At 67.2% G+C, this 20,940-nt stretch carries 17 protein-coding genes and 2 pseudogenes; 8 read left to right on the forward strand and 11 right to left on the reverse strand.

The window, feature by feature from the left end:
• Positions 1-12 precede the first annotated feature (12 nt).
• On the reverse strand, positions 13-558 hold the full coding sequence (locus AAT21_RS08630) for a hypothetical protein (RefSeq protein WP_157879653.1): 546 nt from the start codon (positions 556-558) through the stop codon (positions 13-15).
• A gap of 191 nt (positions 559-749) precedes the next feature.
• On the opposite strand from AAT21_RS08630, the gene AAT21_RS08635 reads away from it, so the two are divergent.
• Together AAT21_RS08635 and AAT21_RS08640 are read left to right on the forward strand one after the other, a co-directional pair.
• Complete coding sequence (locus AAT21_RS08635) at positions 750-2,012, forward strand: glycosyltransferase family 39 protein (protein ID WP_052757696.1); 1,263 nt, start codon at positions 750-752, stop codon at positions 2,010-2,012.
• A gap of 188 nt (positions 2,013-2,200) precedes the next feature.
• Complete coding sequence (locus AAT21_RS08640) at positions 2,201-3,124, forward strand: sulfurtransferase (RefSeq protein WP_079025520.1); 924 nt, start codon at positions 2,201-2,203, stop codon at positions 3,122-3,124.
• On the opposite strand, the gene AAT21_RS08645 is transcribed toward AAT21_RS08640, so the two are convergent.
• Positions 3,086-3,430, reverse strand: coding sequence for a hypothetical protein (locus AAT21_RS08645; protein WP_046776128.1), 345 nt, complete (start codon positions 3,428-3,430; stop codon positions 3,086-3,088). The two genes, AAT21_RS08640 and AAT21_RS08645, sit on opposite strands and share 39 nt — an antisense overlap.
• A 273-nt stretch (positions 3,431-3,703) precedes the next feature.
• On the opposite strand from AAT21_RS08645, the gene AAT21_RS08650 reads away from it, so the two are divergent.
• The 4 genes and pseudogenes from AAT21_RS08650 to AAT21_RS35265 all read left to right on the forward strand — a co-directional run.
• Positions 3,704-4,150, forward strand: coding sequence for a DUF4097 family beta strand repeat-containing protein (locus tag AAT21_RS08650; RefSeq protein WP_052757697.1), 447 nt, complete (start codon positions 3,704-3,706; stop codon positions 4,148-4,150).
• Positions 4,151-4,532: 382 nt separating this feature from the next.
• Positions 4,533-6,269 (forward strand): AAA family ATPase, encoded by a 1,737-nt coding sequence (locus AAT21_RS34370; RefSeq protein WP_079025521.1) that lies wholly within the window; start codon positions 4,533-4,535, stop codon positions 6,267-6,269.
• A gap of 160 nt (positions 6,270-6,429) precedes the next feature.
• Positions 6,430-7,248 carry an SUKH-3 domain-containing protein gene (locus AAT21_RS35255; protein WP_268768167.1) on the forward strand — a complete coding sequence of 273 codons (819 nt, stop codon included), beginning with the start codon at positions 6,430-6,432 and terminating at the stop codon, positions 7,246-7,248.
• 153 nt (positions 7,249-7,401) lie between these two features.
• Positions 7,402-7,991 (forward strand): annotated as a pseudogene (locus tag AAT21_RS35265) (transposase); the annotation flags it as partial.
• Between the two features lie 42 nt (positions 7,992-8,033).
• Here the strand turns inward: AAT21_RS35265 and AAT21_RS08670 are convergent.
• The 8 genes and pseudogenes from AAT21_RS08670 to AAT21_RS08695 all read right to left on the reverse strand — a co-directional run bounded on the left by AAT21_RS08670 (position 8,034) and on the right by AAT21_RS08695 (position 16,594).
• Positions 8,034-9,056 (reverse strand): LSm family protein, encoded by a 1,023-nt coding sequence (locus AAT21_RS08670; protein WP_167350566.1) that lies wholly within the window; start codon positions 9,054-9,056, stop codon positions 8,034-8,036.
• A gap of 258 nt (positions 9,057-9,314) precedes the next feature.
• Positions 9,315-10,934 carry a hypothetical protein gene (locus tag AAT21_RS08675; protein ID WP_046776131.1) on the reverse strand — a complete coding sequence of 540 codons (1,620 nt, stop codon included), beginning with the start codon at positions 10,932-10,934 and terminating at the stop codon, positions 9,315-9,317.
• 116 nt (positions 10,935-11,050) lie between these two features.
• Positions 11,051-11,459, reverse strand: a pseudogene (locus AAT21_RS40130) (IS630 family transposase); the annotation flags it as partial.
• A 118-nt stretch (positions 11,460-11,577) separates the two neighbouring features.
• On the reverse strand, positions 11,578-12,741 hold the full coding sequence (locus AAT21_RS36590; protein ID WP_107081226.1) for a TniQ family protein: 1,164 nt from the start codon (positions 12,739-12,741) through the stop codon (positions 11,578-11,580).
• Between the two features lie 4 nt (positions 12,742-12,745).
• The gene (locus tag AAT21_RS08680; RefSeq protein WP_046776132.1) at positions 12,746-13,804 is read right to left on the reverse strand and encodes a TniB family NTP-binding protein; all 1,059 of its coding nucleotides are present in this window, start codon (positions 13,802-13,804) and stop codon (positions 12,746-12,748) included.
• Positions 13,801-14,790, reverse strand: coding sequence for a Mu transposase C-terminal domain-containing protein (locus tag AAT21_RS38315; RefSeq protein WP_235438724.1), 990 nt, complete (start codon positions 14,788-14,790; stop codon positions 13,801-13,803). Before AAT21_RS38315 ends, AAT21_RS08680 begins: the two co-directional genes overlap by 4 nt.
• The gene (locus AAT21_RS38715) at positions 14,787-15,836 is read right to left on the reverse strand and encodes a hypothetical protein (protein ID WP_046776133.1); all 1,050 of its coding nucleotides are present in this window, start codon (positions 15,834-15,836) and stop codon (positions 14,787-14,789) included. The genes AAT21_RS38315 and AAT21_RS38715 overlap by 4 nt, the downstream gene beginning before the upstream one ends.
• A complete protein-coding gene (locus AAT21_RS08695) occupies positions 15,833-16,594 on the reverse strand; it encodes a TnsA-like heteromeric transposase endonuclease subunit (RefSeq protein WP_079025523.1) in 762 nt (253 codons plus the stop codon). Before AAT21_RS08695 ends, AAT21_RS38715 begins: the two co-directional genes overlap by 4 nt.
• Positions 16,595-16,797: 203 nt before the next feature.
• Between AAT21_RS08695 and lon the strand changes: the two genes are divergently transcribed.
• Positions 16,798-19,197 carry an endopeptidase La gene (gene lon, locus AAT21_RS08700; RefSeq protein WP_046776135.1) on the forward strand — a complete coding sequence of 800 codons (2,400 nt, stop codon included), beginning with the start codon at positions 16,798-16,800 and terminating at the stop codon, positions 19,195-19,197.
• A gap of 149 nt (positions 19,198-19,346) precedes the next feature.
• On the forward strand, positions 19,347-19,787 hold the full coding sequence (locus tag AAT21_RS08705) for a MarR family winged helix-turn-helix transcriptional regulator (RefSeq protein WP_046776136.1): 441 nt from the start codon (positions 19,347-19,349) through the stop codon (positions 19,785-19,787).
• Between the two features lie 141 nt (positions 19,788-19,928).
• Here the strand turns inward: AAT21_RS08705 and AAT21_RS08710 are convergent, their stop codons facing one another.
• Positions 19,929-20,705: a protein phosphatase 2C domain-containing protein gene (locus AAT21_RS08710; protein WP_046776137.1), complete on the reverse strand. Its 777-nt coding sequence runs from the start codon at positions 20,703-20,705 to the stop codon at positions 19,929-19,931.
• Positions 20,706-20,940 lie beyond the last annotated feature (235 nt).

Consider the following 20,940-nt stretch of genomic DNA (forward strand, 5'->3'; position numbering starts at 1 on the left):
TGCTGCCCGAGCTCAGCCGGCGGTGAACGCAGGCAGCGCCTCCACCACCCTGACCAGCTCCGGAGGCAGGGACCCCTGCTCGCCCGCGACCTCGTACCCGCCGTGCGCGAAGGCGTAGAAGAACCCGTCGTAGATCTTCGGGCCGCCTGTCGCGATCCTTGGCCGGCCGGGGAAGTCCGCCTCCCGGAGCACGGTGCGCAGGGCCGCCAGCTCCCGCTCCGACAGCTTCCCGGTGCCCTCCGCCTTCGCCTTCGCGTCCAGCCGGGACCACGAGCCGTCGCCCTTCACGACGAGGGTGTGGGTCTCGCCGGCGAAACCGCCGCTGCGGGTGACCCGGACCAGGGTCTCGCCGGGGGCGGGCACGGCGCTCGTACTCGGGCTCTCGCTCGGGGTGGGGCTCGCGCCCGGACCCGTGCCGGGGCTCGTACCGGCGGTGGTACCGGCGCTCGTACTGATGGTGCCCGGCGCTCCGGAACCCTTCGGCGGCGCGTCGTCGCCCCCGGAACCGGACGGTCCGCACCCCGCCAGGACCACCGCGCCCAGAAGTACCGCCACCACCGTCCGGAACGTGCGCACACCCACCTCCGCGGAGACTCGGGTCCACCCCCGAGTATGGAGTCCGCACCCCCGATCCGACAGCTTTCCGACAGCTCCAGGAGGCCGCCATCCGCCGCATCGCGCCATGGCGCCTGCTCCCGCCGCTGCTCGCTGCGGCCCTCGGCCTATGGGGCCTGGAACGGGGCGGCAGCATGTGGCGCGACGAGTCCGTCACCTGGCAGGTCGCGCACCGCTCGCCCGGCGCGATCCTGGACCTCCTCGGCCGGGTCGACGCCGTGCACGGCCTGTACTACGTCCTCATGCACGGGGTGTTCCAGGCCTGGGACGGCGGCCTGTGGGCGCTGCGGCTGCCCTCCGTCGCCGCCACCGCCCTCGCCGCCGCCGGGGTGGCCGCCGTCGCGCACCGGCTCGTGGGGGAGCGGGCCGCGCTCGTCGCCGGCTGCGTGTACGCCGTACTGCCGCCCGTCCAGATGTACGCCCAGGAAGGCCGCTCGTACGCGCTGGTCGCGGCCGCCGTGGTGTGGGCGACGTACCTGATGCTCCGCGAGCGCTGGGTCGCCTACACCGTCGTGCTGCTGGCCGGCTGCTGGCTGCACGAGTTCGCCGCGCTGGCGCTGCTCGCCCACGCCTTCACCGCCCGGCACGCGCGCGGCTGGCGGTGGAGCGCCGCGACCGTCGCCGCCCTGCTGCTGCCGCTCGCCGCGGTGAGCGTGCGCCAGGCGCACCAGCAGCTCGGCTGGCTCGGCCGGCCGAGCTGGCAGGACTGGGCCGCGTACGCCGTGGTGGGCGGCGCCTGCCTGCTGCTCGCGCGGGGCGCGCCGAGGGACCTCGTCCGGGTGGCGCTGCCGCTCGTACTGCTGCCGCCCGGACTGCTGATGGTGGTCTCGCTGCTCAACCCCTGGTACGTCGACCGGTACGTGCTCTACGCGCTCGCCGGGCCCGCCCTGCTGGCGGGCGCACGGCTGGCCGCCGCCCGCGGGCGGTGGCCGTGGGTGCTGGCGGGCGCCCTCCTCGTGCCGTTCGGCATCTGGTCGGCCTGGCTGCGCACGCCGGAGAGCCGCAAGGACGACGTCCTCGCGGTGGCCGCCGCGGTACGGGAGCGGGCCCGCCCGGGGGACGCGGTCGTCTTCATGCCGTCCCGCAGGCGCGAGTGGCTGCTGTCCTCGCCGGAGGTCTACGAGGGACTGCGCGACCCCGCCCTCGCCGCCGGACCGACCGCCTCGCACAGCCTCCAGGGCACCGAGCTCCCCCCGGAGCGGATCCGCGCGGGCCTGCTCGCGTCGCCCCGCGTGATCGCCCTGCTGGACCCGGCGGACCAGCCGCTGGACCCGTACCCACGCGAGGCGGCCAAGCGTGAGGTACTGGCAAGCCACTTCGACCTCTGCTCGGTCACCGAAGTCCGAGGCGCCCGCATCGCCCTGTACACCCCCCGAGGCAACTGCCCGCCCCCGTAGCGCAGCCCGGCGGACCAAGGCCCGGGCCCGGTCGGGGGCCGGCCGCCGCCGTTCCCGGCCCCCGGGTGCGGTCGTGCGTCGGGGGAGGGGGCCGGGGGAGGGGTGGGCGGGGGTGGGGCGGAGGATGGGGTGACCGCGTCGCGCAGCCGGCGGGCCGGGTGCGGCCCGCCGACCCAGGAGGTGCCGTTATGCCCACGTCCGACCACCCCGTGTCCCGCCGCGAGCCCGGACCACTGGTCGGGGCCGACTGGCTGGCCGCCCGGCTGGGTGAGCCCGGACTGGTCGTCTTCGACGCCTCCGTCGGCACCCACCGCGCCGCCGGCCGGCGGATCCCGGGCGCCCGCCCCTTCGACCTCGACGGAGCCCTCTCCGACCACGCGGCCCCCGCCCCGCACACCATGCCCGGCGCCGCCGAGTTCACCGAGGCGCTGAGGTCCCTCGGCCTCGACGACACCGACACCGTCGTCGTCTACGACGGCGCCGGCGTCTACTCCAGCGCCCGCGCCTGGTGGATGCTGCGCGCCATGGGCTTCGACCGGGCCGCCGTACTCGACGGCGGACTTCCCGCCTGGACGGCCGCCGGCCTGCCTGTCGAGGACGGCGGCCCGCGGTACGAGGGCCCGCGCGGCTCCTTCACCGCCCGGCCCCGTCCGGGCCTGCTGACCGACGCCGAGGAGGTCGCCGCCGCCCTCGCCGACCCGGCCGCGGCCGTCCTCGACGCCCGTACCCGCGAACGCTTCGAGGGCACCGCCCCCGAACCCCGTCCCGGCCTGCGCGGCGGCCACATGCCGGGCGCCGTCAGCCTGCCGTTCGGCGAACTCCAGCGCCCCGACGGCCTGATGCGCCCCGCCGCGGAACTCCGCGCGGCCTTCGAAGCGGCCGCGGGCGGCCGTGAACGCCTCCGGTTCAGCTGCGGCTCCGGAGTGACCGCCTGCGTACTGGCCCTCGGCGCCGACCTCGCCGGCTACCGCGACCTGGCGGTGTACGACGGGTCCTGGAGCGAGTGGGGCCTGCCCTCCCCGCGGCGTCCGGTCGCCACCGGCCCGGCCCCCGCCCCGGCCGGGGCGGGCGGATCAGCCGAAGACGACCGACCGGACCTTCAGCCGCTCTGACGCCCCGCCGGTGTACGGGCGCAGGCGGAAGGAGGGACCCTCGCAGTCGGTGTCGGCGAAGACCGTCGCCCAGGCGTCGGTGCGGTTCCTCGGCGAGTGGCCGGGCTCGGGGTTCTCCTGGCCGACACCGGGCAGGTTGAAGCACTGGTCGTCCGCCGGGTCGTTGAGGAAGCCGGAGGCCTCGTTGCCCTCGACGGTCACGTACTCGTAGATGAACCGCCCGGAGGCTGCGGAGGCGGAGGCCGGGACGGCGACGAGGAGCAGGGCGGCGCCGAGAGCGGCGGTGAAGGCGGAGCGGAGACGCATGAGCTGGTCTTTCTACGGGTGGGAACGTGTGCCGCAGCCACCTCTGCCCAGGAGCCGGGCCCGCATCCTCGCGTCACGCGTACGGATGAGGAGGTAACGACCCTGCACGGCCGAACGGCCGAACGGCGGGACGGCGGGACGGCGGGACGGCCGAGTGTCGAACGGCGGTGGCCCCGCCCCCGGTTCGGCCGTGCCGGGACGGGGGGTAACCCGACCCCGGATCCGGGTACCGGCACCATCGGCCGGGCGGCTCCGGCGCCGGAGGATCGAGGCATGACTTCCCTCACCACGGCGGCGGTCCCCGCCACCGCGAAGGTCACGCTGGAGAGCGACAGCGGCGACATCACCGTGGCGGGCGTGGCCGCCGCCGAGGTGGAGGCGGACTCCGGCGATGTCCGGGCCGAGGGCATCGCCGGCCCGCTGCGGATCAGCACCAGCTCGGGTGGGATCACCGCCACCGGGCTGTCCGGTCCGAGCGCGTCGGTGCGCTCGGGCTCGGGCGACACCCGCGTGGACTTCGCGAAGGCACCCGCCTCGGTGCTCGCCGAGACCACTTCCGGCGACGTCACCCTGCAGGTCCCCACCGCCCCCTACCGCCTTGCGGTCTCCACCACCTCCGGCGCCCGCGACATCACCCTCCCCGACGACACCTCGGCCCCGTCCCACCTCTCGGCCCGGACCACCTCGGGCGACGTCCGCATCACCCCCCGGACCGGCTGATCCTCCCGCCCATGTCCGGTCACGGTTGATACTGCAACCTGCCCCGGCATCGAGCTGCGAAGTGAAGAGAGCTGCTGGCCTGTTCGTCCTGAGACTGTCCAGATCAACTTTGCATGTCCGGGCGGAGCTGTGAGAGGTGGTGCTGGCTCTTCGAGCCGGATGCGCGGGGCATCACGATCGTGGGAGCCTCGCTTCGAGGGCCTTGCGGCGAAGGCCAGCCCGGACCTTGCGTTGATGGCCGGGGCCGTCCGGCTCTGGGGTGGGGGTCGTTCGCAGAACCTTCCCCGGGCGTGGCACGAGAGTGCAGAACCGCAAGACGAAGTGAGCAGGTGGGCTCTACGATTCTGCCTCCTGCAGTGAAGGCGGCAACGGAGAGTCGGCATTGATAAAGAGGGTCCAGTTCACGCGGTTCAAGCAGTTCAACCAGTCAACATTCACTTTTAGCCCCTCAAGCGTCACCTTCCTTGCGGGCGGAAATAACTCCGGAAAGTCGTCCATTCTGCACGGTTTGGCAGTTTGGGAGTTCTGCAAGATTGCATCCCTGATGGAGCGAGGGGAGGACGCATTCCTTGCTGTGGCTGAGGGGCGCCAAGGGTTCGGGCTCGGGGATGACGAATTCTCGCCGATCAACGTCCCGTCCCTCAAGCATCTGTGGACGAACCTGAAGACTGCCAAGGGGGAATCAGACCCTGACGGCTACACGTTGAAAATTCGCTGCGAGTGGGATGATGCGAACGAAGAGAAGCACCTAGAGTTCGCGCTCTCTCTTGCGAATGATCGACTCTTCATTAAACCCACTTCCAGTAATCTTGATGCTGGAGATCGAGTCCCAACAGCGGCACTGCTTCCCCCATTTGCAGGAATTGCCGCCAGGGAGGCCAGGATCGTAGGCGCCTTGCGGCGTCGGCGGATCGGGGAGGGCTTGGCTGGTGCCGTTCTGCGGAATCTCCTTCTTGAAATGCATCAGGTTAACCTGAGGGAGCGCGAGAAGCTGCGGCAGGGCAAGTCGAAGATTGCCGACAATGACCTACGTCGCCTTCGCGAATCGGACCCCTGGGAGCTCCTTCAGGATGCCCTGAGGAATACGTTCTCCGCCGAGCTCGTCATCGGAGAGTTCCGGGAGGAATACCACTCGTATATCAATGTGCAGGTCTCAAAGGGGGATGTGGACGGCTACAAACTCACGCGATGGCCCAGGTATAACCCCCGAGACCTGATGGTAGAGGGGAGTGGCTTCTTGCAGTGGCTGAGCGTCTTTACCCTTGCTACCGCTGACGATGTAGACGTCCTACTGCTGGACGAACCGGACGCCCATCTGCACCCGACCCTCCAGGCTCAGATGGTGGATCAGCTGGAAGAACTCGCGAATCGAACCGGAAAGCAAGTCCTGCTTGCCACGCACTCGACTGAAATTCTTCGGAATGTCAGTCATGAAAGAATCTTTCAGGTGAGGAAGCAAGGGGCGGGCTACCTGACGAGGGACGAGCAGAGGGTAGGTCTTCTAGCTGGCATCGGGTCAGACTATGCACCCCGTTTGGACCGTGTACGCAAAACTAAGAGGATCCTCTTCGTTGAAGGATCCTCCGATATTCCCATCCTGAAGAAATTTGCGGAGATCCTGGGAATTAAGTGGCATGAGGACTGGATTCCCTGGCAAACGACAGCCCCGCACAAGGAGAGGGCGCACGTCTTCAAGGCGCTGTCTGAAGAGGTGAGTGGTCTGATTGCCTACAGTTTGAGGGATCGTGATGACGAGGCCATCGCATCTGTAGGGGATCTTCTTGAAGAGAAGGGGTACGGAGCTCCCCCCGGCTTCAATGCTAGAAAATGGCGGAGGCGTTATATTGAGGGCTACCTGATTAATCCTCGTGCCATTGCCGAAGTTGCAGGGATTTCGGAGGAAGAGGTGTCGTCCCGACTTCGTGACGAGTTCGCCTACGCGATTGGTCCGACTTTCCAGAAGTCTGCGGCGCCGGCTGCGATTCTTGACATGCGGGCCAAGGAGGTGCTCGGAGCATTCAAGGTCTCTGCCCACGCAGTTGCTGGATCCTTCCGGCCTGAGGAAGTGTGTGACGACATTGCGACCCTCCTTCGGCAGCTGGATTCTGATGCAGGTTGAGGGTGCCGCTAATTCTCCCTGAGAAGTGATCCGCTCGGTAGGCTGCGGTGCCCAAGCAGCAGCCTGATCGCCTTGCTGTTGCATCGCGACCGGCCGTTGGTTGAATTGCTGAGATTCTTTGCCATTGACTCCACTCCCAAGCGTGATGCAAGGTCAGCGGATGGATTCTGAAGCTGTGTCGCGGAGCCGTGACGATGTCTGGGTGAAGGTCTTGAGGTCCTATCCCTTGTCGGCGGAGGAGCGGCCCTCGATGGCGCCGTTGCTGAGGGCGGCCAGGGAGGAGCCGGTGCTGCGTGCGATGTACCCGTGGATCTCGGTGCAGCAGCTCAGCTTTTCACTCTCGGATGATTGGGAAGATTGGGGCCACGCGCCTCTTCCAGCTCTTTTTGCTCGCCCGGATGCGTACTGGGTAGTGGATAGTCCCGCCAGCGGAAGCCGGGTTGAGCTGGAGACGACCGACCCGGCCGAGGCAGTCGCTTTCTTTGCCCGCCGACTGGAAGAGCGGCAGGTCGGTCCGTCGCCCGAGGTCGGCGGCTGGTGTGCCGAGGTGGAGGAAACGCTGGATGCGGCCGGCTGGTATCCCGGCCGGGTCGTGGACACGGCGGGGTGGCGCGAGCGCCTGGAAGCCGAAGGCTTTCGCATGCATCCCGCCGCAGAGAAGTTTCTGCGTGAGTTCGGCGGGCTGGCTGTTGGCTATGGCGGCCCCGGGATCACCCGGGCTCGGGAGCCCTTCGAGTTCGACCCGTTGCTGGCCCTGGGAGAGGACGACCGGTTCGGTGAGTGGGGAGAGATCATCGGGCGCTGCCTCTTCCCGCTAGGCGAGCTCGATCACGGCCGCTCGTTTCTCGGCCTGGACGAGCAGGGAGAGCTGTATGTCGTCGACAGCGGGTTGGCCCGGTTCGGTCGAATGCCGGACGCCATGGTGAACCTTGCCCTCGGTGTGATGCCGGTCAGGATGCCGGACCCTGCTCAACCTTGAGTCCGACAGGCAGCGTGGGCTCCGCATCAGGATTGGTGAGTGCCTGCTGACAGATCGAGTTGAAACGGTGGGCCGTCGATGGGTGGCGTCCAGCCGCGGGTGAGGGCGAGCTGGATGACGCGGGCGACATCCGAGGGTAGGACGGGTTGGGTTGGCCGACTCAACCAGTTGCCCGGGTGGGCCTGGTTCGTCGGTCTCGACGAGGCCGGATCTCCATGACGCCGCCGCAGACAAAGACCTGGTCACAGCGCGGCCGGACCTCGGTGGTGTGGGTCCGTGGCCGTTCCCACAGGCGGATATCCATCACTGCGCTGACCTGCTACAAACCCGGGCAACGGTCGAGGCTGATGTACCGGCCACGCCGGGACGACGGCCGGCGCGACGGACGCAAGAGCTTCTCCCGGCGCGACTACCAAGACCTGCTGCCCGCCGCCTCCCGCAGGTCGGCGGCCCGATCGTGCCCATCTGGGACAACCTCAACGTCCACAAGGCCGCCGACCTGCGGGAGTTCGCGGAAGCCCGGGACTGGCTGACGATCTACCACCTGCCGCCCCACGCACCGGACCTCAACCCCGTCGAAGGGGATCTGGTCCCTCCTGCGACGCGGCTGGCTCTCCAACGTCGCCTTCAGCACTCCTGAGTACCTCGTCCAGCGCATCCGGCGCGGCTTACGGCGCATCCACTGCGGCGACCTCATGGACGGCTGCCTCGCCGAGACCGGCCAGACCATCAGACTCAGATGAGCAACGACACGACACCACGAGTTCAGCCTTCAGTAGACAGTTCTATTCCTCGTCATCCTGAGACTGGCGTTCTTGTTGTGGCCGTAGCCCCTCCATAAAGGCACGAATCGTGGTCTCGTACGGTTCGTACGCGAAGGCACCGCCGGGCGGGCGAAGCGAGATCAAGTCATGTGCCACGACGAGAAGCGAAAGCAACAGCCGGTTCACATCCGAGGACGAAACGTCAGAGTGCAGCCCCTTATTGCTCAGGCTGTCCAGCTTATCAATCCGCTTTCCCAAATCCTCGACGTTCGCGACGAGTAGTTCTCGCGTGGTGTCAGAGGTGACGTTTTCCGCGACGTATGCCCAGAGGCGATTCCGGTACTCGGCCCGGCCGACTCTTTTCCCGTTTACCTTTTCTTCACGTGGAGGATAGAGACAGTCCGCAAGTTTTTCGGTGAACCGCCGGCAGGACAACGACACATGCGCCAGCTCTTCCGCCGTCTCGTGGCCCTCAAACGCCTTGATGGCCGCATGCAGCCGTTGAGTGAGGGTCGGGTCCAGGTCTGAGCAGCGCATCAGGGTTTCACCCAGTGCGGATGAGAACTGGCCGTGAAGCAGTTCATCCGCCTCGCCGAGTCTGCGAAAGTGCTGCATGTTGTCGTACGGATCAAAGATAGTCTCCCGTACGCCGGAGTCCTCCCAGTGAACGGAGGAGAAGAGACTGGAAGCCTCCCACTCGCGATATTCCACATGATCTCGATTGTCCTCGACTTCCAACTCATATCCTCTATGAAACAAGTAGAGTGAGTTTTCGAAGATCCGAAACCTGCTCGGGATACCCTTCAGGAACACCGCCCAGTGTTCCGAAATTTCCGGACGAATTTGCACTGCCCCCAGGTACCACTCCCTGTCCTTCAGCCGGATGTGCATGGCGCGAGCGTCCGACGGAGTCAGAGATTCCACGACCATCCCTGCGATATCAAATGACTTGATGTGCTTGGCAAGGTCCGGCCCTAGGAACGTGCTCCAGACTGCCCAGTGCTCGCCGAGAACGCTGTTTGCTGCAGCTTCAGTGCTGCCCACCTCTTGGGCAAGCTGCCGCAGTGGGAGAGTTCCCGTGGAAAAGCGGGCATGGCGCCTATGCCGTGGAGCGGATTCCATGAATGTTCGCACCAGGGATTCCCTCATGGTGAGCCATCCCCAGGTTCCGGCCTCCGGCGAGCTCCAACCTTCGTTGATCAGAAAGCAGACTCTCACTCATCCCCCAATGACTGATTTCAACAGAACGCTCCGTCTCCCTGCGGCTGGGACTTCAGGCCATTCAGGCCAACCGCGTACGACTCACTGTTCGCCGCTCGGCATCGTGAAAGTGCCCAGATTGTTAACGAGTTCGGTCGCTCTTACGAGCAGGTCTGAGAACGCTTGAGCGAGGCCTTTCTCGTCAAGAGAGAAGTGCTCGGCAGCTCGCTGGTAGTCCCTCCCCTTCACGTGAGCCGGCCCGCTGCGTAGACCGTTGAGATTACGTAGCAATGTGATGAGTTCCTGCCGGTCGGGAAACCCAATCCCATCTAGGTACTTCTGAAACTTCGTAATGCCCTTTTCGTTCTGCTCGACCGTGATGTGCTTGGCGATCTCGCGTTCATTCAACCGCTCGACGAGAACCTTCGACAGCGACATGACCTGGTCGTCGAACTCTCGCTGGTTCTCGCTCGCAGGTACGTGCAGGGTTGCCCAGTAGTGCTCATCTTCCGGCTTGAGCGGCTTGAACAGATCCCAGCCAAAACGCTCACGCCAGCCGTCACGGAAACGCCCGTACGAGGCTTTGAAGGCAAGCGCTGGTTCGTCAGCAGCGGCCCATTCACCCAGGATGCCGCGCCGGTACGCAACGTCGCTCACGCCTCCGTCAGGCACGACATTGAAGCTCTTCCAGTAGAGCTGTTCCTTGTGAGACAGCTTCCCGAGGTCGCCCAGGTAGACGACTACGTAGTCCCGATGGTTATTGTCGAGTCGCAAGCCCCAGTACCCACCGCAGTAAATGTGACTGTCTTCAACTCGGTACTTCGCCGGGTCGCTGTAGTACTTGGCCATGACAGCCTTGTTGAAGAAGACGGGTGTCAAGTAGTGAGGCGAACCAGGATTCTTGCCGAAGTAGTTTGCCAACTCTTCCTCGTCGCAGGTGTAGAGGATGTTGCCCCCCTCCTCGTCCACCCCGATGACGAACTCCTCGTACTGCTGGTCGCTACGGTCCCTCACCCATGAAGGGAGTGGGTTGCCGGAACCGTTGACAACCTTCTTTCCCGTGAGACGAGCCATGGTGCGGCGGGCAGGATCGGTGATGCCGGGGAGCATGTCTACCCACCGGACGTACCGATAGTTCGCCTCCTGCTCGTCCACGTTCTGCTTTTCAAGCCCAAGCTCGTCCAGCGTCTTCGAGGACCAGCGGTCGAACTCGAAGAAGAGCAGCATCACCATGCCGCGGGCTGCCAAATATTCCTTGAGGTACTTCGACCGAACCTGGACCTTCTGCGGCGCCATACGGACAACTTCTACGTCGTCACCGTTGTCGTCCAGGGCGATGAAGACACCCTTCTTTCGGTCCTCGTAGAGGTTGTGGAAATGCCTGAATTCCTCGGACAGCTCAAGATAGGACGGCTTCAGGCCATGGAAATCGCGGTCGATAATGAACGGCTCGACCCCGTCGTCACTGCCGAAGCGGTGGTACTCATGCTGACCGTCACCGTAGAACGAGAAGCCGGGCATCCCGTGACCGATAAGTAGATCCCACGAGGTGTTGGCAAGGCATCTTTCCAGAACCTCGGGACGAGCGAGCGTGCAGTAGTAGCTTGCCTCCTCGCGTTCACCCTTTGTGAACTCATAGACGGTGATCCATGGCTCTATGCCGAGCCTGTTGACGACGTACTCGAGACGGTCAGAGAATTCAAGAGGGGACTGGGCGGTCATGTGCGAATTTTATCCCAACTCTATGTATCCGGACAGTGCTTTTCCGTAGTGCCACTGACCAGCCCCGGTGTGGGCGCGATCGGGCCGCCGCTGCTGGTGTGCGGCGGTCAGCAGGAGTCGCGCCAGGAGAAGCTCTTGCGTCCGTCGTGCCGGCCGTCGTCCCAGCGTGGCCGGATCAGCCTCGATCGGTGGCCGGGTTTGTAGCAGGTCGGCGCGGTGATGGATATCGACCTGTGGGAACGGCCACGGACCCGCACCACCGGGGTCCGGCCGCGCTGTGACCAGGTCTTTGCCTGCACTGCTTCTGGCTGAGCCTCGGCAGCGACGCTGGCCCCTGCGATCGCAGATCTCGTGGGCTGCTCTCGCTCCCTCCCCGCTGCCATTGCTGCACAGATCGGACACGGATCCGCAGGTCCTTGGCGATCCCCGCACTCGCCTTACATACGCTCCGCCGCCTGGAACCCGTACACCTTCGCGGAACCGCTGGCGTTCGGCGGTCAGCCCGCCCCCTTGTGGATACCGCATGCCCCGGTGATACCGGAGCAGACGACCAGCCGTCAGCCCCTACGACACCACGAGTTCAAACTCAGTAAGGGGGGAACGATGCTTCCAGCTCTGCGTCGACGCCCTCGCGGCGTCCCTTTTATGATTCTTCATGGGCAGTTCTCAATGCGAGGAGGTAGTGCCCGAACTCGGCTCTTTCGAGTGCCGTCTCAACTCGGAATGCTGCATCAAAGCGCCTGGTTCGCTCGATGGCCTCGTCGATCCGTTCGTACTTCTGTCTCCACTCACGTGCGATGACGGGTCGGATGTGATTGTGCCGAAGTAGTGTGGATCCAACTCGGCGGTTGCTGGCAAAATGGAACCCGCTGTTGAGGTCCCGTTTCAGTTGCGTCTCACTGGCAGGTGGGACGATGCCGGTCGACCGGGCAGGTGAGTGCGTCCTAATGGGTCGAGAGGGCGGGCGCCAGGCGAACGCGTCGCTCCAGTGGGCGATGGCATCGCTGGCTCCCGGGTCGTCACTGTAGGGATATGTGATGCGGCGGCTTATTTCCTCGAAGAAGCGATCGCGGCCGGGGTGTCTCTGATCGGCAGCCCGTCGCCAATAGGGGGAGGCTAGGAGGATAGCGATCCCTACGGCCTGCGGATATACAGCGGCGAAGAGCTTGGATGTGCTGTAGTTGAGGTAGGCAAATCCTACTTCTTCGTCGGGTGGGATCAGGATGAGTGCCCGGGCCTCCCAGATGTGTCGGATGTCGGTTGCTTCTGAACGCGACGGGCTGTTCCAGATATGTCCACAGATTATGAAGCCCGTCAGCACAGCATCGAATGTGAGTGCCCAGCCACGTCGGTGCATGAGACGCAGGTGGCGTCGTTGGGCGTTGACGACAGCGGGGAGAAGGCTCAGATCAGCGGCATTGCCGTTGATGTCAGGTGGGCCGATCCAGGTGCGATGCCGTAAGCAGACGTATCGATGATGCGGTAGGAGCCGAGTAACCACGCCGCCTGGGTACTTGGCGTCGCACAGATGGCATCCGACTTGCGGCTGGTGGCGGAACATCGCCCAGTTGGGCTGCGGATCGCGAAGTTCAGGCATAGCGCCGGCGAGGTCGTGGATGTCGCGGCCGGTGAGGGCAGCCAGCTTTTCTGGAACGACAACGCGGCGCATGCCTCCGGATGCCTCTCGTCGGGTGACCTGAACCCACAGATGGCTGATGTCGAGGCCGTGGATGGTGGCCAGGCGGCTGATGTAGGAGGCGGCAATCTCGTGGCGAGCGGGCGGGACAGGATCAGGCAGACGACGCATGAGGTCAGGAACTCCGCTTCCGCCGTGAGGACCTGGCCGGTGCGGTCAGTCTTTCGGACTGCTCGGCTGCGTAGTCGATCGGAACGGTGTCCAGCAGACCCTTTGTGATCTTCTCGCTGCCGTCCTCGATGGCCAGCACGGCGGCACCGCGGATTAGCTGGGACAAGCTGCCGATCATGCCGCCCGTGCGATGGAAGAGATCCTCACTCAGCTCTGTGAGGGTGTTCGATCGATGATTGTGCAGCTTGAGCATGGACTCGAGGGCGTGTACCAGGGCCCGCCAGGTGTCCTGGTCATCGGCGGTCGCGTGGGAGAACGGAGCTGCTGGGATGACGACGAACCGTCCGGCGATCTGCCGCCCGCGAGTGCCGGCGAACAGGCCCTGGGACTCGATATCGATGCCCGCGTAGGCGAACGTGACAGGGAGCCGTTCAGCGAAGTACTTCAGTTGGTCGGACGCTTCCGCACCGGAGCGCGTGGCCAGATTGAGGTTGTGTAGCTCGTCTACGAGCACGAGGTCGACGTGGACGTGCGCGGCTGTGGCGCAAACCCCGTCGACGATGTCGGTGAGGTTGGCCCCGACTGGGAAGGTCAGGCCGAAGAACCGGACGAATTCCTTTGCGAGCATCTTCGGTGTTGCAGCGGGCGGGACAGTCACGTAGACGACTGGGAGCCGGTTCCTGTCACGGGGATGACGCTTGCGGATCGCGAGTTCATGAGCCCGCCCTAATTGCGTCAGAGCCGTGGTCTTTCCCGTTCCTGAGGCGCCGCTGAGGATCACACCCCGGCGGGCGGAGATCTGATTCCGGTTGAGCTGGATGAGCAGACGGGACGCGGCGATGACCTTCCGGATCGTCGGGGTGTTCACCATGGGGAGGCTTGCGTGATACTCGCGACGCAGATCGTCCTGCTGAAGGCACTCTCGCTCGTCAAGGGCGGCTCGTTCGGCCGCTGACAGCAGCACGGGAGGGGCAGGCTCGTGCTCGACGAACCTGCGCCATCCCTCCTTCGTGGTCAGCGGATTATCTGGGGGTGGTTCCTTGGAACGGACGGGCCTGGTCATAGCCACCTCTCGGCTTCTGCGTGGGCGTCGAATACCTCGAAGGTCACTTCGGTCTTGGGCGGATCGGCTGCTGCGAATCGTGCCGGTTCCGGTGCGGGATCCGCCTTGGCCGCAGCGCCAGGCGGAAGCCCGGAGGTCGCGGCGCGCGTGCGGCCGACTACCTTCGCTGTGCGCCTGTCCGGTCCGTGTTCCGCACGAGTCAGGAGCCCGTCCAAAACGCGAGCAACAGCGGCTTCGTGGGTGTTGTCCAGCCCGGTCTCAGCGGCCAGGCGGCGGGCCTGCTGCCAGGTGAAGTCAGCGAAAGGCGCTGTGACCAGCGGCAGATGAAGCCAGGGGACAGTGATCCAACCCTGTTTGGTGCGTACGAACACGTGGGAGAGGTCGTAGGGGTCGAAATGGACTTCCCAGAGTCCCCGCTTGGCGGTGTTCCCTGAGTGCTCGCGTCGCCACGGGCCGAGATCAGGACTGTCGTAGGTGCGGTAACCGATGCGGATGCCGTAGTCGTTGATCGCTCGCCAGGCCACCGGCAGCAATTCCAGATAGTCCTCGCCGCGAAGAACCAGGGGCAGGTAGCCGCTGGCCGCGACCAGCGAGGCGTACATGTCGTTCGGCGAGATCGCCCTTTTGGGGCGGAAAGGGTCTCTCAGAGCGTCGTGTGGTCGCATCTGCCAGCCAACCACCAGCCATTCGTCCAACAGGTCCTGAAGTTCGGGAACCGTCCAGGCTGCTTGCTCCTCCACCCGGTGCCCGCGGCGCGAGACGTTCGGCCCGGTGTAGCCAGCCAGGTGCTGGCATAACAGAGTGTTGATCGCCGAAAACGTAGCCTCCACAATCGCCTTGTCTGTGGGCGTCCGGGGCCTGGCCCGCTGGACGGAGATGCCGAGGCGACTGCAGGAACGGATGAATGTGTCCGAGATGAACACCCTTCCTCCGTCGATGACCACGCCGTCGGGCACGATCACTGGCTTCGCGGCTGCTTGCGTCATCCGGGCGTCCACCTCCAGCAGACGTCTGTGCGGCATGCGCGAGGCGGCCATCCGAAGCGATTGGGACCAGCCCGGCCGCATAGGTTCCGGGACCAGCATTCGGGCCAGCAGGAGCGAGGCATCCACGGCTTTCGTGCCCACCGGCCGGAGGACAGCGCGCAGATCGTGCGCGTGGCGACGTCGACCGCAATCGTCAGATCCGCCCGGGCCGTCAGCCCGGAGTCCAAGACCACCATCACATCCAGCGGGGTGGAGTCGATCTGTACCTGTTCCCCGGGCCGAGCAGCGAACGTCGGTGCGAACGGCCCCTGGGGCCGGTTCGCCATCTGCCGTCGGGTGACCGAGGAGCCGAAGGTGTGGCGGCCGGTGGAGAGCGCGCCGATCAGCTTGTAGAAGGTGTTCTTGCTCGGCAGTGACACCACCCCTTCACCGTGGGTGGCCTCCACCATCTTGATCACCCGGCGGATCAGGCGGGATCGGGTCCCAGTGGAGCTGTGAGTCTCTGCTTCCAGTGCTTCCTGGATCGCAGCGACGAGACGGGCATCAGCCCTTCCGGTCACCCCCGACAGCCGCACCATGCGTTGGTCGACCAAACCCCACAAGCCCTGCTGGGCGTAGCGCGACCGCTTGCCCTGAACCGTGCGAAGACTCACCCCCAGCTCCGTGGCCTTCGCCTCAGCCCTCTGGAGCAGCGAACACGAGGCAGGGTCGTACTCCGGCCGCGGACTCGTGCCCGGGGCAGCATCGGGCGGCAGTCCGGTGTCGACCTCCAGGACATGCTGTTCCCACTCGATGGCTGCCATGCGGACCGAGTCCGGCAGCGTCGCCAGCAGCCCGAACGGTTCGAGCGCCAGCAGTGGCTCAGTGCCAGTGACGGAGAACCCCGGGGATGCCATCAGATAGGAGGCGAGGACGACCGACTCGGACCCGTCCTCCGACCGCAGCCGTACCGAGGTTCCGGACAGGGCCACCACTTGGTGGTCCCCGTCAGCGTATGTAATCCAGTCGCCTGGCCTCAGCACGGACCTGTTCTCGTTGGCCTTCACCGCCGCACTCCGGGCGACACGAGTGAAGCGGTGTGCAGCGGCACTGAGACGTCCACCACCAGCTCATGCAGCCACAACAGGTGGAACAACACAGGCAAGACCGCGATGGGGTCTCCCACGCTGGCAGCCCCGTCCATCAACGGCCTTGGCTCGGCGAACACTCGCCGCAAGTCGGAAACGGCATCCTCGACGCGATGCCTCGGGTGTCGGTATCCGGCCAGCCATCGAACGTTCCGCATCACGATCCCGTCTGGTGCCCCCACCAGCCGGAAGTGCCATCCGACCTGGCTGCAGGCCGACTGCGTCGCTTCGAATTTCACCCAGTCCCGAGGTCGACGCCGGTCCACCGGGCGGCAGTCGACCACAACCGCCGAGCCGTCTTCCCGCCTCGCGAAGTAGTCCGGAGCGTGGGAGAGGCCCTTGCCGGTCTTGGAGGCCCAGAACAGCCAAAACGGCTGCGACGAGACCCCGACCACCGACGGATCGAAGTCGAGCAGCATCACGTGATCCCGCTCCAGCCAGGACTCGTACCCGATGTGCCCGCCCATCGTCGACGACCACCACAGGCCAGGTAGGTGCCACTGGCCCTTGTACGACTTGAAATCGCGAACCGGCACGCAGCCCTCGAACCGCACAGCCCACACGTCCGCCAGCGGACGCCGGAACTCCGACCCGCCCTGGTCGACGTATCCGACCTCGAACCCCTCGTGCGGCGGCCCGCTCGCACCACCCGCCACCAGGTCTAACGCATGTCTCACGACCAGCTAACCGCGCCGCCGGATGCAAGGTCACGCTGACCAGTGCAAAGTCCCGTGCAACCTCGATCTGACCTGTGCAAGGTCCGCCGCTACAGGACACAGCCCAACCCCCGTTCGCCCCCGGCGAACGGGGGTTGGGGAACATCGGGGGGCGCAGATGCATTGAGTCGGCATAGCTCAACTTCACTGCCGGAGGGAAGATCATGGCTTCGACGTCCGTAACGCTCACCCTGCCCGTGCTGCCGCTCGACGACGAGGTCGTGCTGCCCGGAATGGTGGTCCCGCTGGACCTGTCCGACGCCGAGGTGCGGGGGGCCGTCGAGGCGGCCCAGGCCGCGGCGGGCAGCAGCGGCAAGCCCCGGGTCCTGCTCGTGCCGCGGATCGACGGCAAGTACGCCGCGACCGGTGTGCTCGGAACCGTCGAGCAGGTCGGCCGGCTCTCCGGCGGCGACCCGGGCGCCCTCATCCGCGGCCTCGGACGCATCCGCATCGGCGCCGGCACCACCGGGCCCGGCGCCGCGCTCTGGGTCGAGGGCGAGACCGTGGACGAGTCCGTCCCCGATCCGCTGCCGGGCGCTGTCACCGAGCTCGTCAAGGAGTACAAGGCGCTCGCCACCAGCTGGCTCAAGAAGCGCGGGGCCTGGCAGGTCGTGGACCGCGTCCAGCAGATCGAAGGGGTCTCCGCCCTCGCGGACAACTCCGGGTACTCGCCGTTCCTGACGGTCGAGCAGAAGGTCGAGCTGCTGGAGACGGCCGACCCGGTCGCCCGCCTCAAGCTCGCCGTCAAGGCCCTCGGCGACCACCTCGCCGAACAGGACGTGGCCGAGTCCATCGCCAAGGACGTCCAGGACGGGGTCGACAAGCAGCAGCGCGAGTTCCTGCTCCGGCGCCAGCTGGAGGCCGTGCGCAAGGAACTGCGCGAGCTGAACGGCGAGAAGGAGGGCGAGGAGTCCGACGACTACCGGGCCCGCGTCGAGGCCGCAGACCTCCCCGAGAAGGTCCGCGAGGCCGCCCTCAAGGAGGTCGACAAGCTGGAGCGGTCCAGCGACCAGAGCCCCGAGGGCTCCTGGATCCGCACCTGGCTGGACACCGTCCTCGAACTGCCATGGAACGAGCGCACCGAGGACCGGTACGACATCCAGGGCGCCCGGGCGGTGCTCGACGCCGAGCACGCCGGCCTCAGCGACGTCAAGGACCGCATCACCGAATACCTGGCCGTGCGCAAGCGCCGCAGCGAGCGCGGCATGGGCGTCGTCGGGGGCCGGCGCGGAGGCGCCGTGCTCGCGCTCGTCGGCCCGCCCGGCGTCGGAAAGACCTCACTGGGCGAGAGCGTGGCCCACGCCATGGGCCGCACGTTCGTCCGCGTCGCACTCGGCGGCGTACGGGACGAGGCCGAGGTGCGCGGCCACCGCCGGACCTACGTCGGTGCCCTGCCGGGCCGCATCGTCCGGGCCATCAAGGAGGCCGGGTCGATGAACCCGGTCGTGCTGCTCGACGAGATCGACAAGGTCGGCTCCGACTTCCGCGGCGACCCCGCGGCCGCCCTCCTGGAGGTCCTCGACCCGGCCCAGAACCACACCTTCCGGGACCACTACCTGGAGGTCGAACTGGACCTGAGCGACGTCGTCTTCCTGGCCACCGCCAACGTCCTGGAAGCCATCCCGGAGGCACTGGCCGACCGCATGGAGCTCGTCCGGCTCGACGGCTACACCGAGGACGAGAAGGTCGTCATCGCCCGCGACCACCTGCTGCCCCGCCAGCTGGAGCGTGCCGGGCTCGCCGCCGACGAGGTGGTCCTGGAGGAGGACGCCCTGCGCAAGCTGGCCGGCGAGTACACCCGCGAGGCGGGCGTACGCACCCTGGAGCGGGCCGTCGCACGGCTGCTGCGCAAGGTCGCCGCCCAGCACGAACTGGGCGAGCGCGAACTCCCGTACCGGATCGGGGCCGGCGAGCTGCGGGGCCTGATCGGACGCCCGCACCACGTGCCCGAGTCCGCCCAGGACCCGGCCGAGCGGCGCACCGCGGTCCCCGGCGTGGCCACCGGCCTCGCGGTGACCGGCGCGGGAGGCGACGTGCTCTTCGTGGAGGCCTCCCTGGCCGACCCGGAGACGGGCGCCGCCGGACTGACCCTCACCGGCCAGCTCGGCGACGTGATGAAGGAGTCGGCGCAGATCGCCCTGAGCTTCCTGCGCTCGCACGGCGCCGAACTGGAACTCCCGGTCGCCGACCTCAAGGACCGCGGCGTGCACATCCACTTCCCGGCCGGTGCGGTGCCCAAGGACGGCCCGAGCGCGGGCATCACCATGACCACGGCCCTCGCCTCGCTGCTCTCCGGACGGCAGGTGCGCACGGACGTGGCCATGACCGGCGAGGTCTCGCTGACCGGGCGGGTGCTGCCGATCGGCGGGGTCAAGCAGAAACTGCTCGCCGCCCACCGGGCGGGCCTGACCAGGGTGATCATCCCGAAGCGCAACGAGGCCGACCTCGACGACGTCCCGGCGGAGGTGCTGGAGGGGCTGGAGGTGCACCCGGTGACGGACGTCCGCCAGGTGCTGGAGCTTGCCCTCGACGGGGCGCAGGTGCCGGTCACCGCCGTCGCCTGACGGCTGCCCGGCCGCGGCCGACCTGCGGCCCGACGGCTGCCGGACGGCCCGGGTCCCCGCTGCGGCGGGGCCCCGGGCCGTCCGTACACCCGCTGCGAAATACTGGCCCCCACCCACCGGGATGCCACACAGCGAAGAAGGAGCGGGACGTGCACGGGAGTGAAGACCAGGAGTTCCTTGCCCTGGAGCGGGAGCTGTCCGTCTTCCTCCGGCGGGCCCGTGCCTCCTCCGGCGAGATGGCCCGCGAACTCCACCCCGAGCTGGAGCCCGCCGCGTACGGGCTCCTCGTCCGCCTGGAGGCCGCGGGCCGGCAGCGGGCCACCGACCTCGCCGCCTACTTCGGCGTCGGCAAGGCCACCATGAGCCGGCAGCTGCGGGCCCTGGAGGTCCTGGGCCTGGTGGCCCGCGAGCCGGACCCCGCCGACGGGCGGGCCTTCCTCGTCGGCCTCACCGAGGAGGGCCGCGAGCGCTTCCTGCGGGTACGGGGCGCCCGGCGCGAGCAGTACATGCGCAAGCTCGCCGGCTGGGACCGCGGCGAGGTGGCGGAACTGGCCAGACTGCTGCACCAGTTGAACGCCGGCGCCGAATAGACGGCACCGAATGACGGCACGGAACGCCGGCTCCGAATGACGGCACGGAACGCCGGCACCGAGCAGCGGCACGGAACGCCGCCTCCGAGCAGCCCGCCGCCGGGTCCGGCCGCGCGCCCCGGCGCTCCGCCGGACGCGGCCTCAGAGCTCCGCGTAGACCGCCGAGGCGTCGTCGTGGCGCTTGTACCGGAGGGCCGACGGGTGCGCCGGGCCGGACTCGACGGCGCGGACCCGGGCGATCAGGCCCTCCGCGCCCTCCTTCCGCAGCACCTCCAGGCACGCGGCCCAGTCGCCCTCCCCGAACGTGTCCGTCCAGCGGCTCGCCCCGTCCGTGAGCGCGGCCACCGCCCGCACCCGCCCGCGAGGGGTGCGCCCCGTGACCGCCCGGGCCGCCACCGCCGGGTCCGCGGCCGCCGTGAAGAAACCGCCCTCGGCGTTGCGCAGGGCGTCCGTCGCGGCCACCGACCGCAGCACCTCCCGCGGCACCCGGTCCAGCCGGTCGTCGAGCACCGCCGTCACCTCGCCCCCGGGCGCCTGGAGGAGGAGTACGGAGTCCGAGAGCACGAGGTGCTCCACGTACGCCTCGTCCCAGCGGACCACGACGACCGTCGCCTGCGGGGTCCTGACGTGAGAAAGGTCACATGACTCGCGATGGGCCTCGGCCGTGGTGCGGACGGCTTCGGCCAGGATCCGGTCCAGTCGCATGTCCCGTCGCGATCCGGACAGTTCGGTCAATCGGCCGCCGAGCCGGGCCGTGAACCACGGCACTCCGTGCACGCACCCGTCCTCGCCCGCCGGCGGGGTGACCCCGTCCAGGACCACCAGCACCCCGCCGCCCGAAGCGGGTGCCGAGGCCGACACCCAGTCCTCATTGGGGCGTTCCCGGTTACCGGGGGCTGTCGCGAGGTCGATGCGCATACGGACATTCTGCCCGGCGGGGCCTGTGCGGCCGGGGCAGGTACGTACCAAAGCGGGGGAGGGTGGGGACTCCCCGCGCCCGGAGCGTCCGGCTCCGGACCGGCAAGGCCCCGGCGCGGGACGGCCGATGTGGGCGGGCATACTGCCAAAGGCCGCATCGATCTTTCAACCGCCTGTCCACGGAACCGCTCCGGAGCAGGTTTCCCGAGTTGGTCGCCAACTCATCCGTGATGTT

The organism is Streptomyces yangpuensis, assembly GCF_001005295.1.
Lineage (GTDB): Bacteria > Actinomycetota > Actinomycetes > Streptomycetales > Streptomycetaceae > Streptomyces > Streptomyces yangpuensis.

Bases quoted from the DNA above. Each gene is read 5' to 3' on its own strand.
- AAT21_RS08680 (WP_046776132.1), bottom strand. From the start codon at position 13,804: ATGACCAGGCCCGTCCGTTCCAAGGAACCACCCCCAGATAATCCGCTG.
- AAT21_RS08650 (WP_052757697.1), top strand. From the start codon at position 3,704: ATGACTTCCCTCACCACGGCGGCGGTCCCCGCCACCGCGAAGGTCACG.
- AAT21_RS36590 (WP_107081226.1), bottom strand. From the start codon at position 12,741: ATGCGTCGTCTGCCTGATCCTGTCCCGCCCGCTCGCCACGAGATTGCC.
- AAT21_RS08675 (WP_046776131.1), bottom strand. From the start codon at position 10,934: ATGACCGCCCAGTCCCCTCTTGAATTCTCTGACCGTCTCGAGTACGTC.
- AAT21_RS38315 (WP_235438724.1), bottom strand. From the start codon at position 14,790: ATGACGCAAGCAGCCGCGAAGCCAGTGATCGTGCCCGACGGCGTGGTC.
- AAT21_RS08640 (WP_079025520.1), top strand. From the start codon at position 2,201: ATGCCCACGTCCGACCACCCCGTGTCCCGCCGCGAGCCCGGACCACTG.
- AAT21_RS08635 (WP_052757696.1), top strand. From the start codon at position 750: ATGTGGCGCGACGAGTCCGTCACCTGGCAGGTCGCGCACCGCTCGCCC.
- AAT21_RS35255 (WP_268768167.1), top strand. From the start codon at position 6,430: ATGGATTCTGAAGCTGTGTCGCGGAGCCGTGACGATGTCTGGGTGAAG.
- AAT21_RS08645 (WP_046776128.1), bottom strand. From the start codon at position 3,430: ATGCGTCTCCGCTCCGCCTTCACCGCCGCTCTCGGCGCCGCCCTGCTC.
- lon (WP_046776135.1), top strand. From the start codon at position 16,798: ATGGCTTCGACGTCCGTAACGCTCACCCTGCCCGTGCTGCCGCTCGAC.
- AAT21_RS08710 (WP_046776137.1), bottom strand. From the start codon at position 20,705: ATGCGCATCGACCTCGCGACAGCCCCCGGTAACCGGGAACGCCCCAAT.